Raw genomic sequence first — 22312 nt, 5'->3', positions numbered from 1 at the left:
GACCAATCGGGCCGGGAGGACGCTGCTGACCACCTACTTTACACCGGATACGGCGTATTCGCGGGTGATGTCGGTTACACCGGTCAGGCCGAATGCGCCGGCCCTGCCGGAGGGCCCGGCTACGCCGGAGGAGCCGTTGCGACGGGCGAATCCGACGGCGAGGGCGGCGTCGTCGTTGGGGGCGCCGGGGGGTCGGTGGTCGCCGAGGCGGTGGCGGACGGCTGCGGGCTGGACGGCGGCGCGGAGGGGGTGGGCCCGCCCGGCCCGACGGAGGGCTTGCCCGCCCCCGGGGACGGCGCCGGCTTCGCGGCAACCGGAGAACCGCCCACCGACGGCACGCCGCTCGGCGACCCGGACGCGGACGGCGAACCGCTCGGCTTGGCCTTGTGGCCGCCCGGCGCCGCCTTGCTGCCGTCCGGCAGCGTTCCGTCGGACCCCGCGCCGACCCGCGCGGACGGCGAGCCCCCTTGCGGCCGCGGATCGTCCCGCGAGTCCCCGGTGCTCATACAGCCGGCCGTCAGCAGGACGGCGGTGGCGGCGAGTAGTGCTCCGGCAGTCCGCGCGGCAGCGCGGGAGGAGGAAGGGGGCACGTGCATGCACCTCGGGGAGTCAGGACGCGGCGGGCAGGATCTCTGGTGCCCAACGCCCGCGCCACCCCGCAGGACACGCCCCAGGGCGCGCCCCGCCCGTCACGTCACCCGTCACACCACGCGCCACGTCACCCGTCACGCCGCCGTCATGTCGCCCGCCGCGTCGCCGTCGCGTCACCCGGTCACGTCACCCGTAGCCGAGCGCGTGCAGCCGCTCGTCGTCGATGCCGAAGTGGTGGGCGATCTCGTGAACGACCGTCACCTCGGTCTCCGCGACCACGTCCTCACGGTTGTCACACATCCGCAGCGTCGGCCCCCGGTAGATCGTGATCCGGTCCGGCAGGACTCCCGCGTACCACTCACCGCGCTCCGTCAGGGGTGTCCCCTCGTAGAGGCCGAGCAGGTCGGGGTCCTTGGGATCGGGCTCGTCCTCGACGAATACGGCGACGTTGTCCATCAGCCGTGTCAGCTCGGCCGGAATCCGGTCGAGCGCTTCGCCGACCAGTTCCTCGAACTCCTCGCGCGTCATCTCCAGCACCCGCCCATTGTCGGTCATGGGCGGCGCTTTCCCCCGGCGTACGGCACCACTTCCGGGCGCCCCCTCACCCCGCCCCGCACCCGGCCCCGACCGCCCCCGCGACCGGCCGGTAAACCGTTTTGGCGATACCCGGCGGCATCCCATATGCTTCTCTCGTCCCCGACGGCGCCGACAAGCGCCCAAGGCGGGCCAATTAGCCCTCATCGTCTAGTGGCCCAGGACGCCGCCCTTTCAAGGCGGTAGCACGGGTTCGAATCCCGTTGGGGGTACGCTTTACCGTGTGTGAGACTCGTCTTACACATAGCTAGGTCCTGTGGAGCAGTTTGGAGTGCTCGCCACCCTGTCAAGGTGGAGGCCGCGGGTTCAAATCCCGTCAGGACCGCTGCGGCTGGGTAGCTCAGTTGGTACGAGCGACCGCCTGAAAAGCGGTAGGTCGCCGGTTCGACCCCGGCCCCAGCCACCGCACGACGAAGGCCCCGTCTCCGGACGGGGCCTTCGTCGTTCCCCCGCAGACGTTCCCCCGCAGACGTTCCCCCGCAGACGTCCCCCAGCAGTCGTGCCCCAGCAGCCTCGCCCGCCCCTCCGGCTCCTCACCCCGGCTCCTCATCGCTGTCCGATGCGTCACACTCCCTCGGCCCGGAGCCCCGCCCCGCCTCCCCACCGTTCCGGCCCGGATTCAACGACTTTCGGCGGATCTCCCGGCCCGGCCGCGCGCCGCCCCCGGTCCGGTCCGGGCCGAGCCCCGCTCGCACAGGGCCGAAATGATTCGCGGACTCTTCCGGCCGGGTGAGATCCTGGGGGCCGTATGTCTACGCAGCCTGCTTCCGCCTCCAGTGCCGCCGGTCAGCCCGGCCCCGCCACCCTCGCCGACCTGGGATCCCGTCTCTCCGCACTGTCGCTCCGCGACGAAGTGCGGCTCGGCCGCCGTCTTGAAGGCGCCCGCCGGATCCGCAAGACCGAAGCCCGCGCGGCGGTGCTGGCGGAGATCGCCGGCCAGATCGAGCAGGGCGAGGCGCGTGTGGAGCGCCGGCGCGCCGCCGTGCCCGCGGTCAGCTACCCCGAGCAGCTGCCGGTCAGCCAGAAGAAGGACGAGATCCTGGCGGCCGTCCGCGATCACCAGGTGGTGATCGTCGCGGGCGAGACGGGCTCGGGCAAGACCACCCAGATCCCCAAGATCTGCCTGGAACTGGGGCGCGGGGTGCGCGGCCTGATCGGCCATACGCAGCCTCGGCGGATCGCGGCCCGCACCGTCGCGGACCGGGTCGCGGAGGAGCTGAACACCCCGCTCGGCGAGGCCGTCGGCTGGAAGGTCCGCTTCACCGACCAGGTCGGCGACCGCACGCTGGTCAAGCTGATGACCGACGGCATCATGCTCGCGGAGATCCAGACCGACCGCGAACTGCTGCAGTACGACACGATCATCATCGACGAGGCGCACGAGCGCAGCCTCAACATCGACTTCATCCTGGGCTACCTCGCCCAGCTGCTGCCCCGCCGCCCCGACCTCAAGGTGATCATCACCTCGGCCACCATCGACCCGGCGCGCTTCTCCCGGCACTTCGGGGACGCCCCGGTCGTCGAGGTGAGCGGGCGGACGTACCCGGTGGAGGTCCGCTACCGGCCGCTGCTCGCGGAAGAGGGCGATGACGACGACCGCGACCAGGTCACCGCGATCTGCGACGCGGCGGAGGAGCTCCAGCGCGAGGGCCCCGGCGACATCCTGGTCTTCCTCTCCGGCGAACGGGAGATCCGCGACACCGCGGACGCGCTCAACAAGCTGAACCTGCGCTCCACCGAGGTGCTGCCGCTGTACGCGCGGCTCTCCTCGGCCGAGCAGCACCGGGTCTTCCAGAAGCACGCCGGCCGCCGCATCGTGCTGGCCACGAACGTCGCCGAGACGTCCCTGACGGTGCCCGGGATCCGGTACGTGATCGACCCGGGCAATGCCCGTATCTCCCGCTACAGCCACCGCACCAAGGTCCAGCGGCTGCCGATCGAGGCGATCTCGCAGGCCAGCGCCAACCAGCGCAAGGGCCGTTGTGGGCGTACCTCGGACGGTATCTGCGTGCGGCTGTACTCCGAGGAGGACTTCGAGTCCCGCCCGGAGTTCACCGACGCGGAGATCCTGCGCACGAACCTGGCGTCCGTCATCCTCCAGATGACGGCGGCCGGGCTGGGCGACATCGCCAAGTTCCCCTTCATCGACCCGCCGGACAGCCGCCACATCAAGGACGGCGTCCAGCTCCTGGAGGAGCTCGGCGCGCTCGACCCGAAGGAGAAGGACCACCAGAAGCGGCTGACGCCGCTGGGCCGCAAGCTGGCCCAGCTGCCCGTCGACCCGCGGCTCGCCAGGATGGTGCTGGAGGCCGACCGCAACGGCTGTGTCCGTGAGGTCATGGTGATCGCGGCCGCGCTGTCGATCCAGGACCCGCGCGAGCGGCCCGCGGAGAAGAAGCAGCAGTCGGACGAGAAACACCGCCGGTTCGCCGACGAGACCAGCGACTTCCTGACGTATCTGAACCTGTGGCGCTATGTGCGCGAGCAGCAGAAGGAGCTGTCGTCCTCGGCCTTCCGGCGGATGTGCCGGTCGGAGTTCCTGAACTACCTGCGGATCCGCGAGTGGCAGGACATCTACAGCCAGCTGCGCTCGGTCGCCAAGACCATGGGCATCCATCTGGAGGAGAAGGAGAGCGACGCCGCTCCCGACTCGCAGCGGCTGCACACCTCGCTCCTCGCCGGGCTGCTGTCGCACCTGGGGCTGAAGGACACCGACAAGAACGAGTATCTGGGCGCCCGCAGCGCCAAGTTCGCGATCTTCCCCGGCTCGGCGCTGTTCAAGAAGCCGCCGCGCTGGATCATGTCGGCGGAGCTGGTGGAGACCTCGCGGCTGTGGGCGCGGGTGAACGCGAAGATCGAGCCGGAGTGGGTCGAGCCGCTCGCGCAGCATCTGGTGAAGCGCACCTACAGCGAGCCGCACTGGGAAAAAGATCAAGCCGCGGTGATGGCGTTCGAGCGGGTGACGCTGTACGGCGTACCGATCGTCGCGCAGCGCAAGGTGAATTACGGACGGATCGACGCGGAGGTCTCGCGGGACCTGTTCATCCGCAACGCGCTGGTCGAGGGCGACTGGCGGACCCATCACCAGTTCTTCCACGACAACCGCAAGCTGCTCGGTGAGGTCGAGGAGCTCGAACACCGGGCCCGCCGCCGGGACATCATGGTCGACGACGAGACGCTCTTCGACTTCTACGATCAGAAGTTGCCCCAAGACGTCGTGTCCGGCGCCCACTTCGACTCCTGGTGGAAGCAGAAGCGCCGGGACGAACCCGAACTGCTCAACTTCGAACAGTCGATGCTGATCAACGAGGCCGCCCAGACCGTCACCAAGGACGACTACCCGGACTCCTGGCGCCAGGGCCGGCTCAAGTTCAAGGTGACGTACCAGTTCGAGCCGGGCGCGGACGCGGACGGCGTGACCGTCCACATCCCGCTCCAGGTGCTCAACCAGGTCACCCCCGACGGCTTCGACTGGCAGATCCCGGGCCTGCGCGAAGAGGTCGTCACCGAACTGATCCGGTCGCTCCCCAAGCCGATCCGCCGGCACTACGTACCCGCGCCGAACTACGCGAAGGCGTTCCTGGACCGGGTGGTGCCCGTCCAGGAGCCGCTGCCCGACACGCTCGCCCGCGAGCTGCAGCGGATGGTCGGCGTCCGGATGGACGTCGAGGACTTCGACCTCGGCAAGGTCCCCGACCACCTCAAGATCACCTTCCGCGTGACCGACGAGCGCGGCCGCAAGCTCGCCGAGGACAAGGACCTGGAGGCGCTCACGCTGCGGCTCAAGCCGAAGACCCGTGAGGTGATCTCCAAGGCCGCCGACGCCATCGGCATCGAGCAGCGCACCGGTCTGACGCAGTGGACCATCGGGACCCTGCCGCGCACCTTCGAGATCCGGCGCGGCGGGCAGCCCGTGAAGGCGTTCCCGGCACTGGTCGACGAGGGCGCGAGCGTCGCCGTACAGCTCTTCGACACCGAGGCCGAGCAGAGCGCGGCGATGTGGCGCGGCACCCGTCGGCTGATCCTGCTCAACATCCCCTCGAACCCGTCGAAGTTCGCCCAGGGGCAGCTGAACAACGAGGCCAAGCTGGCGCTCTCGCGCAATCCGCACGGCAGCATCCAGGCGCTCTTCGACGACTGCGTGACCGCCGCCGCCGACAAGCTGATCGCCGACCACGGCGGACCGGCCTGGGACGAGGAGTCGTTCCGCAAGCTCTTCGACAAGGTGCGCACGGACCTGGTCGACGTGACGGTGAGGACGGTGAGCCGGGTCCAGCAGGTACTGGCCGCCTGGCAGGCCTGTGAGCGCCGTCTGAAGGCCACCACGAGCCTCGTCCTGGTGGCGAACCTGACGGACGTCAGGGAGCAGCTGGCGGCCCTGGTGCCGGCCGGCTTCGTCACGGCCACCGGTCTGCGCCGGCTGCCGGACCTCATGCGGTACCTGGTGGCGGTCGACCGGCGGCTGCAGCAGATGCCCACGAACGTCCAGCGGGACACCATGCGCATGGAGAAGGTCCTGGAGATCCAGCGCGAGTACGCGGAGCTGCTGGCGTCCCGGCCCGCCGGGCGCCCGGTTCCGGACAAGGTTCGGGACATTCGCTGGCTGATCGAGGAACTGCGCGTCAGCTACTTCGCGCACGCGCTGGGCACCTCCCAGCCCGTCTCCGACAAGCGGATCTTCAAGGTGCTGGACGAGGCCTGGGGCTGACGGCCGGGGGGCGCGGGGGCCGGCCGCGGGCCGGTCCTGCGGAGGGTCCGCGAGGGGCTGCCGACCGGTCAGCGGCCGTGCCGCCGAACGGGTTCGACCCCACCCCCTGACCTGCTGTACAGTCTCTCTCGCAGCGCAGGAAGGTTCGGCGCCGCAAAGCCTGGTCCTGTGGAGCAGTTTGGAGTGCTCGCCACCCTGTCAAGGTGGAGGCCGCGGGTTCAAATCCCGTCAGGACCGCATCAACGAACGGCCCGGATCCCTTACGGATCCGGGCCGTTCGCGTTGTGGCCCACCCGCTCCGGCCGGCCCCGCGCCCCCTGTGATCCCCCCGCGGCGAGCGTTGTGCGCCGTCTTGACGGGCCCCGGCGGCCGCCGGTACGCCTTCGGTATGACGCCGACTCCCAGGCACGAGACGAGGGCGCTCCTGCGCGCCCACCTGGCGGCCGCTTCAGGGAGCAGGCACCTCACCCGACACTGCGTCACCTGCCACCGCCTGCTGCGCCTTGCCCTCCTGAAGCCCGATTCCCCATTACCGCAAGGATCTGAGCAGCCACAAGACCCGTGCATGTGACGGGCGTCACCCAAATAGTTCCAAGACTTGGGGAACTCGACCCCCTTCTGGGGGGTGTCAATTTAATATGTGCAATTGCACCTGTGCCCGATCTGCCCGCGATGCGCATCGACCACCGGCAACAGGTCCGCGCATGATGCCCACAAGAGTCCACAGCGGACCCCACACAGGCGCTCGTTCGACCTCTCGCGACGGCCGGCACAACACCCCCCGAATGCCCCGCAACGTCTCGCAACGCCCCCTCAAGAGGCCCTGAGGGGCCCGTGAGGGCACAAAAAAGATCGCATCGGACCCGGCGGAGTCCGATGCGATCTCTGTGTCCTTGGGGAGTCCCTGATGGGGGCAGGGGCCCGTGGAGCAGGTGACTTATGGGGTGGGGGCCCCATAAGACGGCCCTAAAGGGCATGTAAGGGCTAGTCAGGCCTCGCTGCGCTGCTGCGGAATGCCCGCCAGAAGTGCGCGGACCTCCGCCTCGCGGTAGCGGCGGTGCCCGCCGAGCGTGCGGATGGACGTGAGCTTCCCAGCCTTGGCCCACCGTGTGACCGTCTTCGGGTCCACGCGGAACATCGTGGCCACCTCAGCGGGGGTCAGCAGCGGCTCGGCATCAGGGGTGCGAGCGGTCATGAGCGGCCTCCTCGAGAGAACCGAACCAGCGCGGTTCTTCCTCTAAATTCTGCACCTTGACCCGTGTTGCCCGAAATGGCAGACGCGGGCCGAGTCGGTAATAGGACGAACGGCTTGTCCTCGGCACTACAACTACACCATCCGTCCAGCCTCGTCGGCCAAACCGATGGAATTGCCCTCTCAGGGGTTCAAGCTCTACGGAAGCCGATGGACCATGCCATAACGGACAGTCACTCCGACGTGACGATCAGTCACAGCTGGATCACCAGCCCCATCCCCACCCTCAAGATGTGCAATACCAGACAATCCGCCCATTGCTGGACGGAACAAGCTCTTCCAGGACTCGTTGTCCCATATTGGCACGACCGGTGGGGATGTCCGCAAGAGTCCAGTTACGTGCTCTCCGTCACGCTTGAGCCAATGGCCCGGATCGGGACCATGGTCCCGGGACTTCCCGCGGCGCGTCGGCAGCCTCCGGCGTCAGCTCGCGAACTGCAGCTCGCGGATGGTCCGCCAGCGCTCGGTGAGCCGCTCGTACGCCTCGGAGGCCGCCGCTCCCGACCCGTCCTTCAGCGCCGCCAGACCCTCGGCCACATCGGCGGCCGACCGGTCCTCCGCGAGATCCGCCTCGGGGATGGCGTGCACCAGGCCGCCGTAGTCCAGCTCGACCATGGAGCGCGGGTGGAACTCCTCCAACCACCGTCCCACATCGATCAGACCGTCGATCAGCGGGCCGTCGTCCAGCGCGTCCTTGAGCACCCGCAGTCCGCGCGCCACCCGGCGGCGGGCCTGCACCATCGGCGTCCGGTACCGCATCAGCGGCTCCTTGGCCTCGCCGAGCCCGGCGGGCTCGTACTCGCGCTCGTCATCGCCGAACAGGGCGAACCAGCGCACCGGTACGTGCCACGTCGCGGTGCGGATCCACGGCCTGGCGTCCGGGTTGCGCTCCCGCCACGCCTCGTGGTCCGCCTCCGCCTGGGCGCGGACCACTGCGGGCAGCACCGCGTCCAGCACGATCGCCGGCAGCTGCTCGGCGAGGGTGTCCAGCGCCAGCCAGCCGCGCAGCCGGGTACGCCAGGGGCAGATGTGCGTCACGCCGTTGACGACGGCGACGAAGGCGTCACGGCTCTCGTGCACCGGGACCGCGACCGGCGGGACCGGCACCAGGTCCGCCAGCGACTGCCGCAGCTCGTCCTGTGCGGTCCGCAGCTCGCCGGCGGCCGCGTAGCGGTACCAGTGGGTGCGTTCGGGCTCGGGGAACGCCGCCAGCGGCTCGTAGACCCGCAGATACGCCGCGTACGGGACCAGCACCGACGACAAGCCCACACCCGCTTCCTCGTGACCGGCTCTCACCCGAATCGTCCCACGCTCCGGCCCGCGGCGGGGGTGATCCACAGCACTGTGCCCGTCCGGGCGTCCGCGGGCGCCCGCGGGGTCCTCCGGCGCGTCGTGGCGCACGGCTCCGGAAGACCCTCGTCCGCTTCTTCCGGCGGCGACGCGGGGCCCGTTCGCGTGACCGCGGCCCGAAAGAGCCCAGCTCGGCGCGGTCCCGAGGGGGGTGCACCGGGCGCGGCGGAGGCTGTTCACGATCACCCGGTCGGGCCCTACGACCATGCGGGCCCCCCGAGGGCAATACGCTTGCGCCAACCGGCCCTCCCCACCCGCACGGAGGGCAACCTCTGGACTGCAGGAGTCACCACCGTGACCGACGTTCTTCAGACTTCCAGCGTCGTCTCCAAACTGTTCCGGTCGGAACAGGGCGGACACGAGCAAGTCGTCTTCTGCCAGGACCGTGCCAGCGGCCTCAAGGCCGTCATCGCGCTCCACTCCACCGCTCTGGGCCCGGCCCTCGGCGGTACCCGCTTCTACGACTACGCGACCGACGAAGAGGCCGCGCTCGACGCCCTCAACCTCTCCCGCGGCATGTCGTACAAGAACGCTCTGGCCGGGCTCGACCACGGTGGCGGCAAGGCTGTGATCATCGGTGATCCGGAAGCGATCAAGAGCGAAGAACTCCTGCTCGCCTATGGCCGATTTGTGGCCTCGCTCGGCGGTCGTTACGTCACCGCCTGCGATGTCGGCACCTACGTGGCCGACATGGACGTCGTCGCCCGCGAGAACCGCTGGACCACCGGCCGCTCCCCCGAGAACGGCGGCGCCGGCGACTCCTCCGTGCTGACCGCCTTCGGCGTCTTCCAGGGCATGCGCGCCGCCGCCCTCAGCCAGTGGGGCGAGCCCACCCTGCGCGGCCGCCGGGTCGGCATCGCCGGCGTCGGCAAGGTCGGCCACCACCTGGTGGAGCACCTGATCGAGGACGGTGCCGAGGTCGTGATCACCGACGTCCGCGCCGACGCCGTCGACCGGATCCGCGCGCGCCACCCGCAGATCACCGCCGTCTCCGACGCCGATGTCCTGATCCGCACCCCGCTCGACGTCTACGCGCCCTGCGCGCTCGGCGGCGCGCTGAACGACGAGACCGTACCGGCCCTCACCGCCACCGTCGTGTGCGGCGCGGCCAACAACCAGCTCGCCCACCCGGGCGTCGAGAAGGACCTCGCCAACCGCGGGATCCTCTACGCGCCCGACTACGTGGTGAACGCCGGTGGCGTGATCCAGGTCGCGGATGAGCTGCACGGCTTCGACTTCGATCGGGCCAAGGCCAAGGCGACGAAGATTTTTGACACCACCGCCGCCATTTTCGACCGCGCCCGGACCGATGGCATTCCGCCGGCCGCCGCCGCGGACCGACTGGCCGAGCAGCGCATCGCCGACCGGACCCCGGCCGCCGACTGGCTGCGTCCCGAGGCAGGCTGATTTCAGCCACTTACCCGCCGGTCACCCGCCGCTCACCTGCTGTGCGGCGGGCGGTCGCCTGTCCGAGGGCAGGCGACCGCCCGGCGATCTCCGCCGGAACCGCCCGGTGGACCCCTCGCCGATTCGCTCAGTGACCGAACGCACGACGCGATAGCAAGTTCGCGCTAGAACCGGGTAAAATCACGGCTGACCAGCCAGGACAGGGCCCACTTCGGCTCCCGCTCCGACGCGCGTCGTGCGGGCGACGTACCGTGCGGCTCCGGAAGCAGGTACCGTTGAAGCCCTACGGACCGGTCTCTCTCCTGAGAGACCGCTCCGATTCATGAACGCGTGTCAAGACTCGGGGCCATCGAGCCCCGCCGTTGAGGGGGTCGAGCCATGGGGCGCGGCCGGGCCAAGGCCAAGCAGACGAAGGTCGCCCGCCAGCTGAAGTACAACAGCGGCGGAACAGATCTCACACGTCTGGCCGACGAGCTGGGCGCATCGTCACCACTTCCGGTACTTCCGCCGGAGCCTGTTGTGGACGATGACGACGAGAACGACGACGACCCGTACGCACAGTACGCGAGTCGTTACAACGATGACGACGAGGACGAGGACTCCGAGCCCTCGCCGCAACGCCGTCACTCTTGACGCTGCACTTCTACAGACCCGGTCCGGGGCCCGCCCCGGACCGGGTTTCGTCATGGCCCATGGCGCCCAGGGCGCCGGACCGGCCGACTACTTCGCGTAGTCGCCGGTCAGGGTCACGGCTTCGGCGTGGTCACCGCGTTCGACGACCTCGCCACTCACCCATGCCTCCACACCGCGGTCCGCGAGGGTGGCGAGCGCCACATCCACCGAGTCCTGCGGCACGACCGCGATCATGCCGACGCCCATGTTCAGCGTCTTCTCCAGCTCCAGCCGCTCCACCCCGCCGAGCTCACCGACGGTGGTGAAGACCGGATCCGGCCGCCACGTCGAACGGTCGACCGTGGCGTGCAGGTGGTCCGGGATCACGCGGCCCAGGTTGTTGGCCAGACCGCCGCCGGTGATGTGCGAGAACGCGTGCACCGGAGCGAGCCGGGTGAGCGCCAGGCAGTCCAGCGAGTAGATCTTGGTCGGCTCCAGCAGCTCCTCGCCGAGGGTCCGGCCGAACTCCGGAACGTCCCGGTCCAGCTCCCAGCCGGCCCGGTCGAAGAAGACATGGCGGACCAGCGAGTACCCGTTGGAGTGAAGTCCGGACGACTCGATCGCGATCACCGCGTCACCCGAACGGATACGATCCGCGCCCAGCACCTGATCGGCCTCGACCACACCGGTCCCGGCGCCCGCGACGTCGAAGTCGTCCGGGCCCAGCAGCCCCGGGTGCTCGGCGGTCTCGCCACCGACCAGCGCGCAGCCGGCCAGTACGCAGCCCTCGGCGATGCCCTTGACGATCGCCGCGACCCGCTCCGGGTAGACCTTGCCGACGCAGATGTAGTCGGTCATGAAGAGCGGCTCCGCGCCGCACACGACCAGGTCGTCCACGACCATGCCGACCAGGTCGTGGCCGATCGTGTCGTAGACGCCCATCCTGCGGGCGATGTCGACCTTCGTGCCGACGCCGTCCGTGGCGGAGGCGAGCAGCGGCCGCTCGTAGCGCTTGAGGGCGGAGGCGTCGAAGAGTCCGGCGAACCCGCCGAGGCCGCCGACGACCTCGGGCCGGGTGGCCTTCTTCACCCACTGCTTCATCAGGTCCACGGCGCGGTCGCCCGCTTCGATGTCCACGCCGGCGGAGGCGTAGCTGGCGCCGGTATTCTCAGGCATGGCTGGGAACTTTCACGTCGTCGAATAGGTGCGGTGCGATCGCCGGTGCGGCGATCAGGGGAGCCGGATTCACGGTCACCGGCTCCCGGGGTGGAGCGTCACGGCAGTAGTCCGTCACGGCAGTAGTCCGAGCTTGCCCGACTACGGACGGCGCAGCGCGTCGGCGGCGTCCGTACCACCGGCCAGCTCGTTCTCCAGGAGCTGCTTGCCGAGCAGCTCGGGGTCGGGCAGATCCATCGGGTAGACACCGTCGAAGCAGGCGCGGCACAGGTTCGGCTTGGCGATCGTCGTCGCCTCGACCATCGCGTCCAGCGAGATGTACGCGAGCGAGTCCGCGCCCAGCGACTTGCCGATCTCCTCGACGGACATGCCGTTGGCGATCAGCTCGGCGCGGGTGGCGAAGTCGATGCCGAAGAAGCACGGCCACTTGACCGGCGGCGACGAGATCCGGATGTGGACCTCGGCGGCCCCCGCCTCACGGAGCATCCGCACCAGCGCGCGCTGGGTGTTGCCGCGGACGATCGAGTCGTCCACGACGATCAGGCGCTTGCCGCGGATGACGTCCTTGAGCGGGTTCAGCTTGAGCCGGATACCCAGCTGCCGGATAGTCTGCGACGGCTGGATGAACGTCCGGCCGACGTACGAGTTCTTGACCAGGCCGGTGCCGTACGGGATCCCGCTCGCCTCGGCGTAGCCGACCGCGGCCGGCGTGCCGGACTCCGGAGTCGGTATCACCAGATCGGCTTCGACGGGGGCCTCGGCGGCGAGCTTGCGGCCCATCTCCACCCGGGACAGGTAGACGTTCCGGCCCGCGATGTCGGTGTCGGGGCGTGCCAGGTACACGTACTCGAAGATGCAGCCCTTGGGCTTGGCCTCCGCGAAACGGGTGGTCCGCAGACCGTTCTCGTCGATCGCGACCAGCTCGCCGGGCTCGATCTCCCGGACGAAGCTGGCACCGCAGATGTCGAGGGCGGCGGACTCCGAGGCGACGACCCAGCCGCGCTCGAGGCGGCCCAGCACCAGCGGGCGGATGCCCTGCGGGTCACGCGCCGCGTACAGCGTGTGCTCGTCCATGAAGACAAGGCTGAAAGCACCCTTGACCTGAGGCAGCACCTTGGAGGCGGCGAGCTCGACGGAGAGCGGCTTGCCGTCCTCGTCGACCTGTCCGGCCAGCAGCGCTGTCACCAGATCGGTGTCGTTGGTGGCGGCCACCCGCGTGGCCCGGCCATTGCCCTGGGGCAGGTCGGCGACCAGCTCGGCGAGCTCCGCCGTGTTGACCAGGTTGCCGTTGTGACCGAGCGCGATCGACCCGTTGGCGGTGGCACGGAAAGTGGGCTGGGCGTTCTCCCACACCGAGGCACCGGTGGTCGAGTAGCGGGCGTGACCGACGGCGATATGGCCGGTCAGAGAGCCGAGAGAGGTCTCGTCGAAGACCTGGGAAACAAGTCCCATGTCCTTGAAGACCAGGATCTGGGAGCCGTTGCTCACAGCGATGCCCGCGGACTCCTGTCCGCGGTGCTGCAGGGCGTACAGACCGAAATAGGTGAGCTTGGAGACCTCTTCGCCGGGGGCCCAGACACCAAAGACGCCGCAAGCGTCCTGGGGGCCCTTCTCGCCGGGGAGCAGGTCGTGGTTGAGTCGTCCATCACCACGAGGCACACAGCGAGTCTAAGGCAGATTCGACCCGCGTCCGAACGGGGGACGGTCCGCAGACCCGGCGATCACGGGTGTGACCACGGGTGTCTCACCGCAGGTGAGGCGAGGATCACGTGCTTTGCGGCCCCCAGGCCGACACCCTGTGAGCGCCCCACTACGGGGTGGTGGGGATGTCCCCCGAACCGCTCACCCGAGTACGGGGAGGTAGGGGGCGAGATCGGCCCGCTCGCCGCTCGCCGAGACGGCCGCGGCGTCCAGGGCGGTCTTCCAGTCGGTCCGGCCGGTGGCGAGCCGGATCCAGGTCATGGGATCGGTCTCGACGACGTTCGAGGGCGTGCCACGGGTGTGCCGGGGCCCCTCCACGCACTGGACGGCCGCATACGGCGGAATGCGGACCTCGACGGAGTTCCCGGGCGCCTTGACCGCCAGCGCGTCCGCCAGCAGCCGGGTGACGGCCGCGACGGCCTGCCGGTCGTGCGCCACCTCCACGCCGGTGGCGCGCGCCAGGTCGTCGCCGTGCACGACCAGCTCCACGAGCCGGGTGACGGTCATGTCCAGCGCCCGCATCGCCCCGAACACATGCGGAACGATCCGGTCCGCCCGCACCGCCTCGTCCAGGAACGGCTCGATCCGCCCGGCCGCCGCGTCGAGCGCTTCCTTGACGTCGGTGATGCCGGCGGCGGTCTCCCGGGTCGACGCGTCGAGCTTGTCCGCGATGGCGGCGGTGGACACCGCCCACACCGACAGCCCGGTGAGCGGAGGCACCGGATCCGGTTCGGGTTCATCGAGCAGCAACCTGACGGCATCGATCTGCCGCACGATGTGCGCCACCAGCAGCCGCACATCCCACCCGGGCAGCCCGGAGGGCAGCGCCAACTGCTCGGCCGTCAGCCCATGCACCGCCGCCCGCACCGCCCCCACCTGCGCGACCAGCGCGGCACGCGTCCTGGCAGGGTCATAACTACGGGCACGGCGACCGGCTGACGTCATACGCCCGAGCCTATGGCGCTCCCCCCGGGTTGTCCCCGGGCTTTCCCGGCCCGGGGGCTCAGCCCTGGCGGGGGCGCTCGAAGGTCAGCAGCAGACCCTCGACGGCGCCGGGACCTATGCGGCCCTTGACGTCGGCAGCGGTGATCGACTTCAGCGCCCAGCCGTCACCGGCGTGCTTGTTGAGCGTCTTCTCCAGCTTGTCGCCGTCCAGCGCGTCACCGATCAGCGATTCGCGGAACGAAACAACCTTGTACTCGAACATGGCCCAGCCCCTCGTGCGTACGTACGGAATCCGTCCGCCGCCACCCAACCACGCCCCCGCGGGGTTACGGGGCGGCGGGGGCGGATCCGCCGGCCTTGATGGCGTCGAGGAAGGCCGCGAAGCGGGCGGGGGTGGTGGAGAGGACGACGCCGGGCGCTTCGCTCTCACGGAGGAGGACGGTGCCGGCGGCGGCTGCCGCCAGCTCTATGCAGTTCTCGCCGCCGCCTCCGGAGAAGGAGGATTTCTTCCACTGCAACGAAGAGGTCATGCGCGCAAGTCTCACAGGTCTTGTTCGATCCGGCGGATGAAGTCGATCGACTTCTTCGGGTCAAGCGCAGCCTTCTCGCCAGCGTTGAAGAACGCCCGGTACTTGGTGAGTTGAGCCTCGGAGTCCAGGAAGTAGCCGCCGAAGGGGCTGTCGATCTGGACGGTGTCGAGTTCCGCGACGATCCCGCCGGCGTACAGGGCGGTCTGCGTCGCCTCGATAAAGCTCTCATTGGTGAACGGGATGACCCGCACCGTGACCGTCGGCCAGTGAGCGACTTCCAGCAGGTTCCTGAGCTGCGCACGGGTGATCTGCGCTCCGCCGAACCTCATCCGTAGCGCTGCTTCATGGATGATCGCCTCGTACGAGGTCGGCGACTCGCGCTGAAAAATCCCCCGCCGCCGCATGCGGTGTTCGATACGAACTGCGACTTCGGCCTCCGGCAAGCGCGGCAGAACACCCTCGAAGAGGGTGCGGGCGTAGTCCTCGGTCTGGAAGATCCCTGGCAGAGTGAGCGCCTGGAGCGACCGCAGGTACGTGGCGTGGTGTTCCAGTTCCGCTATGTCGAGAAAACCGGGCGGCAGCACTCCCCGGTACTCGTCCCACCAGCCCTGGCCGCGCTGCTCCTTGGCGATGGCGCAGAGCGCGTCGATCAGCGTCTCGTCGCAGCACGAGTAGAACGCCGCCAGGCGGCGGATCCGCTCCGCGCTGATGCCGATCCGGCCGGATTCCATGTGCGAGATCTTCGCCTGATCGTTGCCGAGCAGCCCGGCGGACTCCCGAGCGGCCTTGCCCGCCCGGTCGCGCATCCTCCGGAGCTCGGTTCCCAGCCGCACCTGACGTGCGGTGGGGGCGTCCCTTGCGGGCATGGCACCTACCTCTCCAGTTCGGCCAAGTCTCCCGCGCGGCCAAGTCGGCTTGCCACCAGAACACTTGAGCGCCCGTCCGTAAACTTGCCACGGAGCATACATGCCCCTACCGTCTGTGATGTCGCCATCACAGGGCGCACGCTCGCAGTAAGACGGCAGCGCATCGCTATCCCCATGCCTTCGGCACGGGAGGGGCGACAGGCCACCGCGTGGGGGCGTTTCCCAGAACCGTTCGGAGAGCCGCATGAACGCGAAGGACGAACCCCCTCGAACCCCGCCCGGTGAGGGCGCGGGCGCCGACGACGAGTGGGACTACTCGCTCCAGATCCCGCACGACCTGCGGGGGGCCCGCATCGCGCGCTGCACGCTCAGAGCGGTGCTCAACGCGTACGGGCTCGCACCGATGATCGAGGTGGCACAGCTCGTCGCGGCCGAACTCGTCGCGAACGCGCTGGAGCACTCCAACGGGCCGGTCGGTCTGCGACTGCACTGGCGGGAGAGCAACTTGCGGCTCGGGGTCTGGGACACCAGTCCCGCGAAGCCGGAGTTCCTGACCGTCACGGACGAGGCCGAACACGGGCGCGGCATGTGGCTGGTCACCGGGCTCGCGGCGGCGTGGGGGTGCCATCTGCTCGGGGAGGAGCCCTTCGGCACGGGGAAGCTCGTGTGGGCGGACATCGCGGCGGACTCCGCTGCCGCGTAACCGGAACGGGCGGGCGGTGGCTGAGGTCAGGAATCACGGAGTGCTCTTCTGCGGCGCTGCGCACCTTGACCGGGCGGAGGGGGAGGCCCAGCGCTGCGCGCCTGCCAGTAGGCCGGTCCGCTGCGCGGGCCGGGGGCCGAAGCGAGGCCGGCTCGCTGCGCTCCCCGGGCAAGGTGGCGGGGAGCTGCGGCCGACGAGGCGGCGCGGCCCGGCGGGTGGGGGCACACCCAGCCTCTCGAACTCCGGCTGCTCCCAAAGGATCAGCCTGTGCGGCTGCAGCCCCGGCATGTGGAGTTTTGACCGTCCTTAGTGATCCACATCCACCCAAGAACCACCCCACAGGCCCCACAGGACATCACGCGTCACAACCACCCCACATCCCGGCGGGAAGAGCGGATCAAAACTCCATCCGCAGCGCACCCCCCGCGCGCAACCGCTCCACCACCCCGCCCGGGGAGCGAAGCGAGCCCGGCACCGTCCGAAAGCCCGCCATCCGTGGCGCGCCCGAATCCACAACACCCCACCCGCAGGGCACCTCCGGCCGCGACCGACCCACCACCCGGCAAGGGGAGCGCAGCGGACCGCTCTCGCTGGCAGGCGCGCAGCGCCGGGGCCTTCCCCTCCGCCCGGTCAAGGTGCGCAGCGCCGCAGAAGAGCACTCCGTATCGCTCTGACCCCAGCCCCTACCGGCCCCCCAGCAGGTCCCCGCTCCTCCCCGGCCCCGGCGGCGCCGCTGGGTCGCTGAACCACTCCCTTCCCAGCAGCAGTCCGAAGATCGGTGCCGGGAGGCGGATCAGTAGGCGGAACAGCGCCGACGAGCGGCCTTTGCCCTCGCCCACCTGGGATCGGTGGGCCGCCAGGGCTGCGCGTTTTTGCTTCGCGTAGCGGCGGACGTTGATGCGGTGGGTGATCGCTGATCGGGGGGTGAACGAGGTGCGCATGGCCTGCGGGTCGTAGCGGATCGGGGCGCGGAGGAAGCGCAGTACGCGGAACAGCCGGTCGATGGGTTCGCGGGGCAGCGTCGCCTCCAGTACGCGGGTGCCCGTCAGTTGGGCCGCGCGGGCGCCAACTTCGTGGACCCGTACGTGGTCTCGGTGTCCGTAGCCGCCCTGGGCGTCGTAGCTGAGCAGGACGTCGGCCCGCTCCTCGCGGAGCAGCTCCGCGAGCTTCGCTGCGGCCTCGTCGAGGTCCGCGCGGACGAACCGGACGCGGTCCGGCGGGTCGGGGAAGAGCAGCGGGCCGTGACCGCTGTCGGCGTACCCCAGGTGCACCACGCGGGCGACGCCCAGCACCGCGGCGCTCGCCCGCAGTTCGTCCAGGCGCAGGGCGCCGTCCGGGCCGGTCGCGTCGCCCATGATCCCGTCGCAGGCGACGGCGACGACCACCCGGTGGCCCTCGGCGGCCAGCCGCGCCAGCGTGCCGCCGGTGAGCAGCACCTCGTCGTCCGGATGGGCGTGAAACGCGAGAATCGTCGTCATCCCGGCCATCCTGGCAGGCGCTGACAGGACCTGGCAGGCATGCGAACGGCCCGGCCCCGGCTCCTCGGAAGAGGAGCCGGGGCCGGGCCGAGAGGCGATCTCAGGCCAGCAGGGCCGGGATCGTCGCCTCGTGAGCCTGCTTCAGCTCGCTCAGCGGGATCGTGAACTGGTCCTGGATCTCGATCGTCTCGCCGTCCACGACACCGATGCGCGCGGCCGGCAGGCCCCGTGCGCCGCACATGTCGTTGAAGCGGAGCTCCTCGCTGCGGGGGACGGCGACGACCGCGCGGCCGGCCGACTCGCTGAAGAGGAAGACGAACGGGTCGAGGTCGTCCGGGACGACGATCCGGGCGCCCTTGCCGCCCCGCAGGCACGACTCGGTGACGGCCTGGATGAGGCCGCCGTCCGAGAGGTCGTGCGCGGCGTCGATCATGCCGTCGCGGGAGCCGGCGATGAGGATCTCGCCGAGCAGCCGCTCGCGCTCCAGGTCCACCACGGGCGGCAGCCCGCCGAGGTGGTTGTGGACGACCTCGGACCAGGCGGAGCCGCCCAGCTCTTCCTTGGTGTCACCGAGGAGGTAGAGAAGCTGACCCTCTTCGGCGAACGCCATCGGCGTACGGCGGTTGACGTCGTCGATGACGCCGAGCACCGCGACGACGGGGGTCGGGTGGATGGCGACGTCGCCGGTCTGGTTGTAGAGCGAGACGTTGCCGCCGGTGACCGGGGTGCCCAGGATCAGGCAGCCGTCGGCGAGACCGCGGGTGGCCTCGGCGAACTGCCACATGACGTCCGGGTCCTCGGGGGAGCCGAAGTTGAGGCAGTCCGAGATGGCGAGCGGCTTGGCGCCGGTGGCGGCGACGTTGCGGTACGCCTCCGCCAGCGCGAGCTGCGCGCCGGTGTACGGGTCGAGCTTGGTGAACCGGCCGTTGCCGTCGGTGGCGATGGCGACGCCGAGGTTGGTGTCCTCGTCGATGCGGACCATGCCCGAGTCCTCGGGGTGCGACAGCACCGTGTTGCCCTGCACGAACCGGTCGTACTGGTCGGTGATCCAGGACTTCGACGCCTGGTTCGGCGACGAGACGAGGGCCAGCACCTGACGGCGCAGTTCGTCACCGCCCGCCGGGCGGGCGAGCTTGTTCGCGTCGTCGGCCTGGAGGGCGTCCTGCCAGGACGGGCGGGCGAACGGCCGGTCGTAGACCGGGCCCTCGTGGGCGACGGTGCGCGGCGGGACGTCGACGATCTGCTCGCCGTGCCAGAAGATCTCCAGCCGCTCGCCGTCGGTGACCTCACCGATGACGGTGGCGATCACGTCCCACTTCTCGCAGATCTCCAGGAAGCGCTCGACCTTGCCGGGCTCGACGATCGCGCACATGCGCTCCTGGGACTCGCTCATGAGGATTTCCTCGGGCGAGAGGGAGGAGTCGCGCAGGTGGACGGTGTCGAGCTCGACGCGCATACCCCCGGAGCCGGCCGAGGCCAGTTCCGAGGTGGCGCAGGACAGGCCCGCGCCGCCGAGGTCCTGGATGCCGTCGACGAGGTCGGCCTTGAAGATCTCCAGGGTGCACTCGATGAGGAGCTTCTCCTGGAACGGGTCGCCGACCTGGACGGCGGGGCGCTTGCTGGGCTTCGCGTCGTCGAAGGTCTCCGAGGCGAGGACCGAGACGCCGCCGATGCCGTCGCCGCCGGTGCGGGCGCCGTAGAGGATGACCTTGTTGCCGGCGCCGGACGCCTTGGCGAGGTGGATGTCCTCGTGCTTCATGACGCCGACGCAGAGCGCGTTGACGAGCGGGTTGCCCTGGTAGCAGGCGTCGAAGACGACCTCGCCACCGATGTTCGGCAGCCCCAGGCAGTTGCCGTAGCTGCCGATGCCGGAGACGACGCCGGGCAGCACGCGCTTGGTGTCGGGGTGGTCCGCGGCGCCGAAGCGCAGCGGGTCCATGACGGCGACCGGCCGGGCACCCATCGCGAGGATGTCGCGGACGATGCCGCCGATGCCGGTGGCCGCGCCCTGGTGGGGCTCGATGTACGAGGGGTGGTTGTGCGACTCGACCTTGAAGGTGACCGCGTAACCCTGGCCGACGTCGACGACGCCCGCGTTCTCGCCGATGCCGACGAGCATGGCGTCGTTCTCGGGGGCCTTCTCGCCGAACTGCTTCAGGTGGACCTTGCTGCTCTTGTACGAGCAGTGCTCGGACCACATGACGGAGTACATCGCGAGCTCGGCGCCGGTCGGGCGGCGGCCGAGGATCTCGCGGATGCGCGCGTACTCGTCGGGCTTGAGTCCGAGTTCGGCCCAGGGCTGGTCGGCCTCGGGGGTCTTCTCGGCGTTGGTGACGGTATCGAGGGTCATGCGTTGACCAGCTTCTTCAAGATCGAGGTGAAGAATCCCAGACCGTCGGTGCGACCGGTGCCGATCAGCGGCTCGACGGCGTGCTCGGGGTGCGGCATGAGGCCGACGACGTTTCCTGCGGCGTTGGAGATGCCGGCGATGTCGCGCAGCGAGCCGTTCGGATTGACGTCGAGGTAGCGGAAGACCACGCGGCCCTCGGCTTCCAGTTCGTCCAGCGTCCGCTCGTCGGCCACATAGCGGCCGTCGATGTTCTTCAGCGGGATGGAGATCTCCTGGCCGGCCGAGTAATCGGCGGTCCAGGCGGTTTCCGCGTTCTCCACCCGCAGCTTCTGGTCGCGGCAGATGAAGTGCAGGTGGTTGTTGCGGAGCATCGCGCCGGGCAGCAGGTGCGACTCGGTCAGCACCTGGAAGCCGTTGCAGATACCGAGGACCGGAAGGCCGTCCTTGGCGCCCGCGATGATCGACTCCATGACGGGGGAAAAGCGCGAGATCGCGCCGGCCCGCAGGTAGTCGCCGTAGGAGAAACCGCCGGGCAGGACGACCGCGTCGACCTGGTGGAGGTCCTTGTCGCGGTGCCACAGCGGCACCGGCTCGGCACCGGCGACGCGGATCGCGCGCTGGGTGTCGCGGTCGTCGAGCGTTCCGGGGAAGGTGACGACGCCGACGCGTGCAGTCACGACTCCACCTTCACGGAGAAGTCCTCGATGACGGTGTTGGCAAGGAAGGTTTCGGCCATCTCCCGGATGCGGGCGAGGGCGGCGTCGTCGACCGGCCCCTCGACCTCGAGTTCAAAGCGCTTTCCCTGGCGGACGTCCGCGATCCCTTCGAACCCGAGACGCGGCAGTGCACGGTGCACCGCCTGGCCCTGGGGGTCGAGGATCTCCGGCTTGAGCATGACGTCGACTACGACGCGTGCCACTGGCACTCCCGGTGTTGTGGTGGTGCGTGAAGTGACTTCAGCGTACCCGCCACAAAAATCTACGCGGGTAGATATACCGTTCTCCGACGGTTGACTCTCATCACGTTTAAGTATCGGCCGTACGATTCTCTAGGGGATGCGTTTCAAGAAACGTAGGGTCCCGATTGCGACGTGACACGCGGAGGAATAATCCTCCGGCTTCCCGACGTAATGCATGGCATCGTACAAATGAAAACTTATTGTCCCCGACTTGTCGGCTTCATCGCATCGACCCAGCTCAGCCGTAGCTCAGCCGTAGCTCTGATGCTGGAAGAAGCCGGTTCCGCACGAAAGGACCGACACCCATGGCGCAGCGCGTAGTGGTCAGCCTCTCCGACGATCTCGACGGCGGCGAGGCAGCGGAGACGATCGTTTTCGGGATCGACGGAAAGTCCTTCGAGATCGACCTGTCGGCCGCAAATGCCGACAAGCTGCGGAGCGCCCTGTCGCCGTATGTCGGCGCCGGCCGCAAGCACGCCCGCTCGGGAAAGGTCTACAAGCGCACGGCCGTCGCGCCCGACCCGGCCGCGGTGCGCGCGTGGGCCCGGTCCAACGGCTTCGACGTACCGCCGCGCGGCCGTATCCCGAAGAAGGTCTACGAGGCGTTCAACGAAGCGAGTTGAGCCGTCGGCGGGTCACGGCCCTACCGACTGGACAGGCACCCCCTGTGTTCCGCTAGTGTTTGGAGCGCGCCGAGGGCAGGGTCGAAAGACCAGGTCATCGTCAGTCACGCGGGTGTAGCTCAGTAGTAGAGCGCCCCCCTTCCAGGGGGGAGGCGCAGTGTGCGATCCCTGTCACCCGCTCTGACTGTTCTGACCGGTCCAATGGATCGGGTAGAGTAGTCCTGCGCAACTGCGCATGCGGACGTGGCTCAGTGGTAGAGCATCACCTTGCCAAGGTGAGGGTCGCGAGTTCGAATCTCGTCGTCCGCTCAGATTGATGAAGTCCCCCGTCGGATCTCCGACGGGGGACTTCGTCGTTTCCGGATCAGGACGTGATCCGGCAGCAGCTTCCCGCTGCCTCCGCGATGCCTTCATGACATTCGTCATCAATGCCGATGACAGCGCGCACTGACCGTACGGCCCGGCCGG

20 protein-coding genes and 6 tRNA genes are annotated in these 22312 nt (G+C 69.4%); 12 read left to right on the top strand and 14 right to left on the bottom strand.

The window, feature by feature from the left end:
* Positions 1–119: 119 nt before the first annotated feature.
* Together AC07DC_RS09715 and AC07DC_RS09710 are read right to left on the bottom strand one after the other, a co-directional pair.
* Complete coding sequence (locus tag AC07DC_RS09715) at positions 120–590, bottom strand: hypothetical protein (protein WP_478913518.1); 471 nt, start codon at positions 588–590, stop codon at positions 120–122.
* A 187-nt stretch (positions 591–777) separates the two neighbouring features.
* Positions 778–1128 (bottom strand): metallopeptidase family protein, encoded by a 351-nt coding sequence (locus AC07DC_RS09710; protein ID WP_358792894.1) that lies wholly within the window; start codon positions 1126–1128, stop codon positions 778–780.
* Between the two features lie 196 nt (positions 1129–1324).
* Between AC07DC_RS09710 and AC07DC_RS09705 the strand changes: the two genes are divergently transcribed.
* The 6 genes from AC07DC_RS09705 to AC07DC_RS09680 all read left to right on the top strand — a co-directional run bounded on the left by AC07DC_RS09705 (position 1325) and on the right by AC07DC_RS09680 (position 6464).
* Positions 1325–1397: transfer RNA gene (locus tag AC07DC_RS09705), tRNA-Glu, on the top strand.
* A gap of 38 nt (positions 1398–1435) precedes the next feature.
* A tRNA-Asp gene (locus AC07DC_RS09700) sits at positions 1436–1510 on the top strand.
* 4 nt (positions 1511–1514) lie between these two features.
* Positions 1515–1588 (top strand) — tRNA-Phe (locus tag AC07DC_RS09695).
* Positions 1589–1933: 345 nt separating this feature from the next.
* Complete coding sequence (hrpA, locus tag AC07DC_RS09690; protein ID WP_478913516.1) at positions 1934–5893, top strand: ATP-dependent RNA helicase HrpA; 3960 nt, start codon at positions 1934–1936, stop codon at positions 5891–5893.
* A gap of 162 nt (positions 5894–6055) precedes the next feature.
* A tRNA-Asp gene (locus tag AC07DC_RS09685) sits at positions 6056–6130 on the top strand.
* Between the two features lie 151 nt (positions 6131–6281).
* Positions 6282–6464: a DUF6274 family protein gene (locus AC07DC_RS09680; RefSeq protein WP_478913514.1), complete on the top strand. Its 183-nt coding sequence runs from the start codon at positions 6282–6284 to the stop codon at positions 6462–6464.
* A gap of 417 nt (positions 6465–6881) precedes the next feature.
* On the opposite strand, the gene bldC is transcribed toward AC07DC_RS09680, so the two are convergent.
* Both bldC and AC07DC_RS09670 read right to left on the bottom strand, forming a co-directional pair.
* On the bottom strand, positions 6882–7088 hold the full coding sequence (bldC, locus tag AC07DC_RS09675; protein WP_003949541.1) for a developmental transcriptional regulator BldC: 207 nt from the start codon (positions 7086–7088) through the stop codon (positions 6882–6884).
* A gap of 480 nt (positions 7089–7568) precedes the next feature.
* Positions 7569–8414 (bottom strand): DUF8083 family protein, encoded by an 846-nt coding sequence (locus AC07DC_RS09670; RefSeq protein ID WP_478913512.1) that lies wholly within the window; start codon positions 8412–8414, stop codon positions 7569–7571.
* A gap of 375 nt (positions 8415–8789) precedes the next feature.
* On the opposite strand from AC07DC_RS09670, the gene AC07DC_RS09665 reads away from it, so the two are divergent.
* The gene (locus tag AC07DC_RS09665) at positions 8790–9902 is read left to right on the top strand and encodes a Leu/Phe/Val dehydrogenase (protein ID WP_478913510.1); all 1113 of its coding nucleotides are present in this window, start codon (positions 8790–8792) and stop codon (positions 9900–9902) included.
* Positions 9903–10280: 378 nt separating this feature from the next.
* A complete protein-coding gene (locus AC07DC_RS09660) occupies positions 10281–10535 on the top strand; it encodes a DUF3073 domain-containing protein (RefSeq protein WP_283469318.1) in 255 nt (84 codons plus the stop codon).
* Between the two features lie 87 nt (positions 10536–10622).
* Here the strand turns inward: AC07DC_RS09660 and purM are convergent, their stop codons facing one another.
* From purM to AC07DC_RS09630, 6 genes are all read right to left on the bottom strand, one after another.
* Positions 10623–11690, bottom strand: a complete 1068-nt coding sequence (gene purM, locus AC07DC_RS09655) for a phosphoribosylformylglycinamidine cyclo-ligase (RefSeq protein WP_478913507.1) — start codon at positions 11688–11690, stop codon at positions 10623–10625.
* 141 nt (positions 11691–11831) lie between these two features.
* The gene (gene purF, locus AC07DC_RS09650) at positions 11832–13349 is read right to left on the bottom strand and encodes an amidophosphoribosyltransferase (protein WP_478913505.1); all 1518 of its coding nucleotides are present in this window, start codon (positions 13347–13349) and stop codon (positions 11832–11834) included.
* Between the two features lie 183 nt (positions 13350–13532).
* On the bottom strand, positions 13533–14336 hold the full coding sequence (locus AC07DC_RS09645) for a maleylpyruvate isomerase family mycothiol-dependent enzyme (RefSeq protein WP_478913503.1): 804 nt from the start codon (positions 14334–14336) through the stop codon (positions 13533–13535).
* 58 nt (positions 14337–14394) lie between these two features.
* Positions 14395–14598 carry a DUF4177 domain-containing protein gene (locus AC07DC_RS09640; RefSeq protein WP_138355820.1) on the bottom strand — a complete coding sequence of 68 codons (204 nt, stop codon included), beginning with the start codon at positions 14596–14598 and terminating at the stop codon, positions 14395–14397.
* A 64-nt stretch (positions 14599–14662) separates the two neighbouring features.
* Positions 14663–14866, bottom strand: coding sequence for a DUF397 domain-containing protein (locus tag AC07DC_RS09635; RefSeq protein WP_478913501.1), 204 nt, complete (start codon positions 14864–14866; stop codon positions 14663–14665).
* A gap of 11 nt (positions 14867–14877) precedes the next feature.
* Positions 14878–15732 carry a helix-turn-helix domain-containing protein gene (locus tag AC07DC_RS09630; protein WP_478913499.1) on the bottom strand — a complete coding sequence of 285 codons (855 nt, stop codon included), beginning with the start codon at positions 15730–15732 and terminating at the stop codon, positions 14878–14880.
* A 244-nt stretch (positions 15733–15976) separates the two neighbouring features.
* On the opposite strand from AC07DC_RS09630, the gene AC07DC_RS09625 reads away from it, so the two are divergent.
* Positions 15977–16435: an ATP-binding protein gene (locus AC07DC_RS09625; RefSeq protein WP_478913498.1), complete on the top strand. Its 459-nt coding sequence runs from the start codon at positions 15977–15979 to the stop codon at positions 16433–16435.
* Between the two features lie 683 nt (positions 16436–17118).
* Here the strand turns inward: AC07DC_RS09625 and AC07DC_RS09620 are convergent.
* From AC07DC_RS09620 to purS, 4 genes are all read right to left on the bottom strand, one after another.
* Positions 17119–17913, bottom strand: a complete 795-nt coding sequence (locus tag AC07DC_RS09620; protein ID WP_478913497.1) for a PIG-L deacetylase family protein — start codon at positions 17911–17913, stop codon at positions 17119–17121.
* Between the two features lie 100 nt (positions 17914–18013).
* Complete coding sequence (purL, locus tag AC07DC_RS09615; RefSeq protein ID WP_478913496.1) at positions 18014–20263, bottom strand: phosphoribosylformylglycinamidine synthase subunit PurL; 2250 nt, start codon at positions 20261–20263, stop codon at positions 18014–18016.
* Positions 20260–20940 carry a phosphoribosylformylglycinamidine synthase subunit PurQ gene (purQ, locus tag AC07DC_RS09610; RefSeq protein WP_478913494.1) on the bottom strand — a complete coding sequence of 227 codons (681 nt, stop codon included), beginning with the start codon at positions 20938–20940 and terminating at the stop codon, positions 20260–20262. The genes purL and purQ overlap by 4 nt, the downstream gene beginning before the upstream one ends.
* The gene (purS, locus tag AC07DC_RS09605) at positions 20937–21182 is read right to left on the bottom strand and encodes a phosphoribosylformylglycinamidine synthase subunit PurS (RefSeq protein ID WP_138355828.1); all 246 of its coding nucleotides are present in this window, start codon (positions 21180–21182) and stop codon (positions 20937–20939) included. Before purS ends, purQ begins: the two co-directional genes overlap by 4 nt.
* 344 nt (positions 21183–21526) lie before the next feature.
* Between purS and AC07DC_RS09600 the strand changes: the two genes are divergently transcribed.
* The 3 genes from AC07DC_RS09600 to AC07DC_RS09590 all read left to right on the top strand — a co-directional run bounded on the left by AC07DC_RS09600 (position 21527) and on the right by AC07DC_RS09590 (position 22153).
* A complete protein-coding gene (locus AC07DC_RS09600) occupies positions 21527–21844 on the top strand; it encodes a histone-like nucleoid-structuring protein Lsr2 (RefSeq protein ID WP_478913492.1) in 318 nt (105 codons plus the stop codon).
* 108 nt (positions 21845–21952) lie between these two features.
* Positions 21953–22024 (top strand) — tRNA-Gly (locus AC07DC_RS09595).
* 57 nt (positions 22025–22081) lie between these two features.
* A tRNA-Gly gene (locus tag AC07DC_RS09590) sits at positions 22082–22153 on the top strand.
* Positions 22154–22312: the final 159 nt, after the last annotated feature.

The sequence above is a fragment of the Streptomyces sp. NPDC045021 genome (assembly GCF_056432645.1).
Note: the sequence above shows the minus strand (reverse complement) of the source record. Positions and strands in the feature narration are given on the sequence as shown.

What these genes read in the sequence shown, in the direction of transcription:
- hrpA (WP_478913516.1), top strand. Translation starts at nt 1,934, where the DNA reads ATGTCTACGCAGCCTGCTTCCGCCTCCAGTGCCGCCGGTCAGCCCGGC.
- AC07DC_RS09640 (WP_138355820.1), bottom strand. Translation starts at nt 14,598, where the DNA reads ATGTTCGAGTACAAGGTTGTTTCGTTCCGCGAATCGCTGATCGGTGAC.
- purL (WP_478913496.1), bottom strand. Translation starts at nt 20,263, where the DNA reads ATGACCCTCGATACCGTCACCAACGCCGAGAAGACCCCCGAGGCCGAC.
- AC07DC_RS09625 (WP_478913498.1), top strand. Translation starts at nt 15,977, where the DNA reads ATGAACGCGAAGGACGAACCCCCTCGAACCCCGCCCGGTGAGGGCGCG.
- bldC (WP_003949541.1), bottom strand. Translation starts at nt 7,088, where the DNA reads ATGACCGCTCGCACCCCTGATGCCGAGCCGCTGCTGACCCCCGCTGAG.
- AC07DC_RS09645 (WP_478913503.1), bottom strand. Translation starts at nt 14,336, where the DNA reads ATGACGTCAGCCGGTCGCCGTGCCCGTAGTTATGACCCTGCCAGGACG.
- purM (WP_478913507.1), bottom strand. Translation starts at nt 11,690, where the DNA reads ATGCCTGAGAATACCGGCGCCAGCTACGCCTCCGCCGGCGTGGACATC.
- AC07DC_RS09620 (WP_478913497.1), bottom strand. Translation starts at nt 17,913, where the DNA reads ATGACGACGATTCTCGCGTTTCACGCCCATCCGGACGACGAGGTGCTG.
- AC07DC_RS09630 (WP_478913499.1), bottom strand. Translation starts at nt 15,732, where the DNA reads ATGCCCGCAAGGGACGCCCCCACCGCACGTCAGGTGCGGCTGGGAACC.
- AC07DC_RS09635 (WP_478913501.1), bottom strand. Translation starts at nt 14,866, where the DNA reads ATGACCTCTTCGTTGCAGTGGAAGAAATCCTCCTTCTCCGGAGGCGGC.
- AC07DC_RS09660 (WP_283469318.1), top strand. Translation starts at nt 10,281, where the DNA reads ATGGGGCGCGGCCGGGCCAAGGCCAAGCAGACGAAGGTCGCCCGCCAG.
- AC07DC_RS09680 (WP_478913514.1), top strand. Translation starts at nt 6,282, where the DNA reads ATGACGCCGACTCCCAGGCACGAGACGAGGGCGCTCCTGCGCGCCCAC.
- AC07DC_RS09600 (WP_478913492.1), top strand. Translation starts at nt 21,527, where the DNA reads ATGGCGCAGCGCGTAGTGGTCAGCCTCTCCGACGATCTCGACGGCGGC.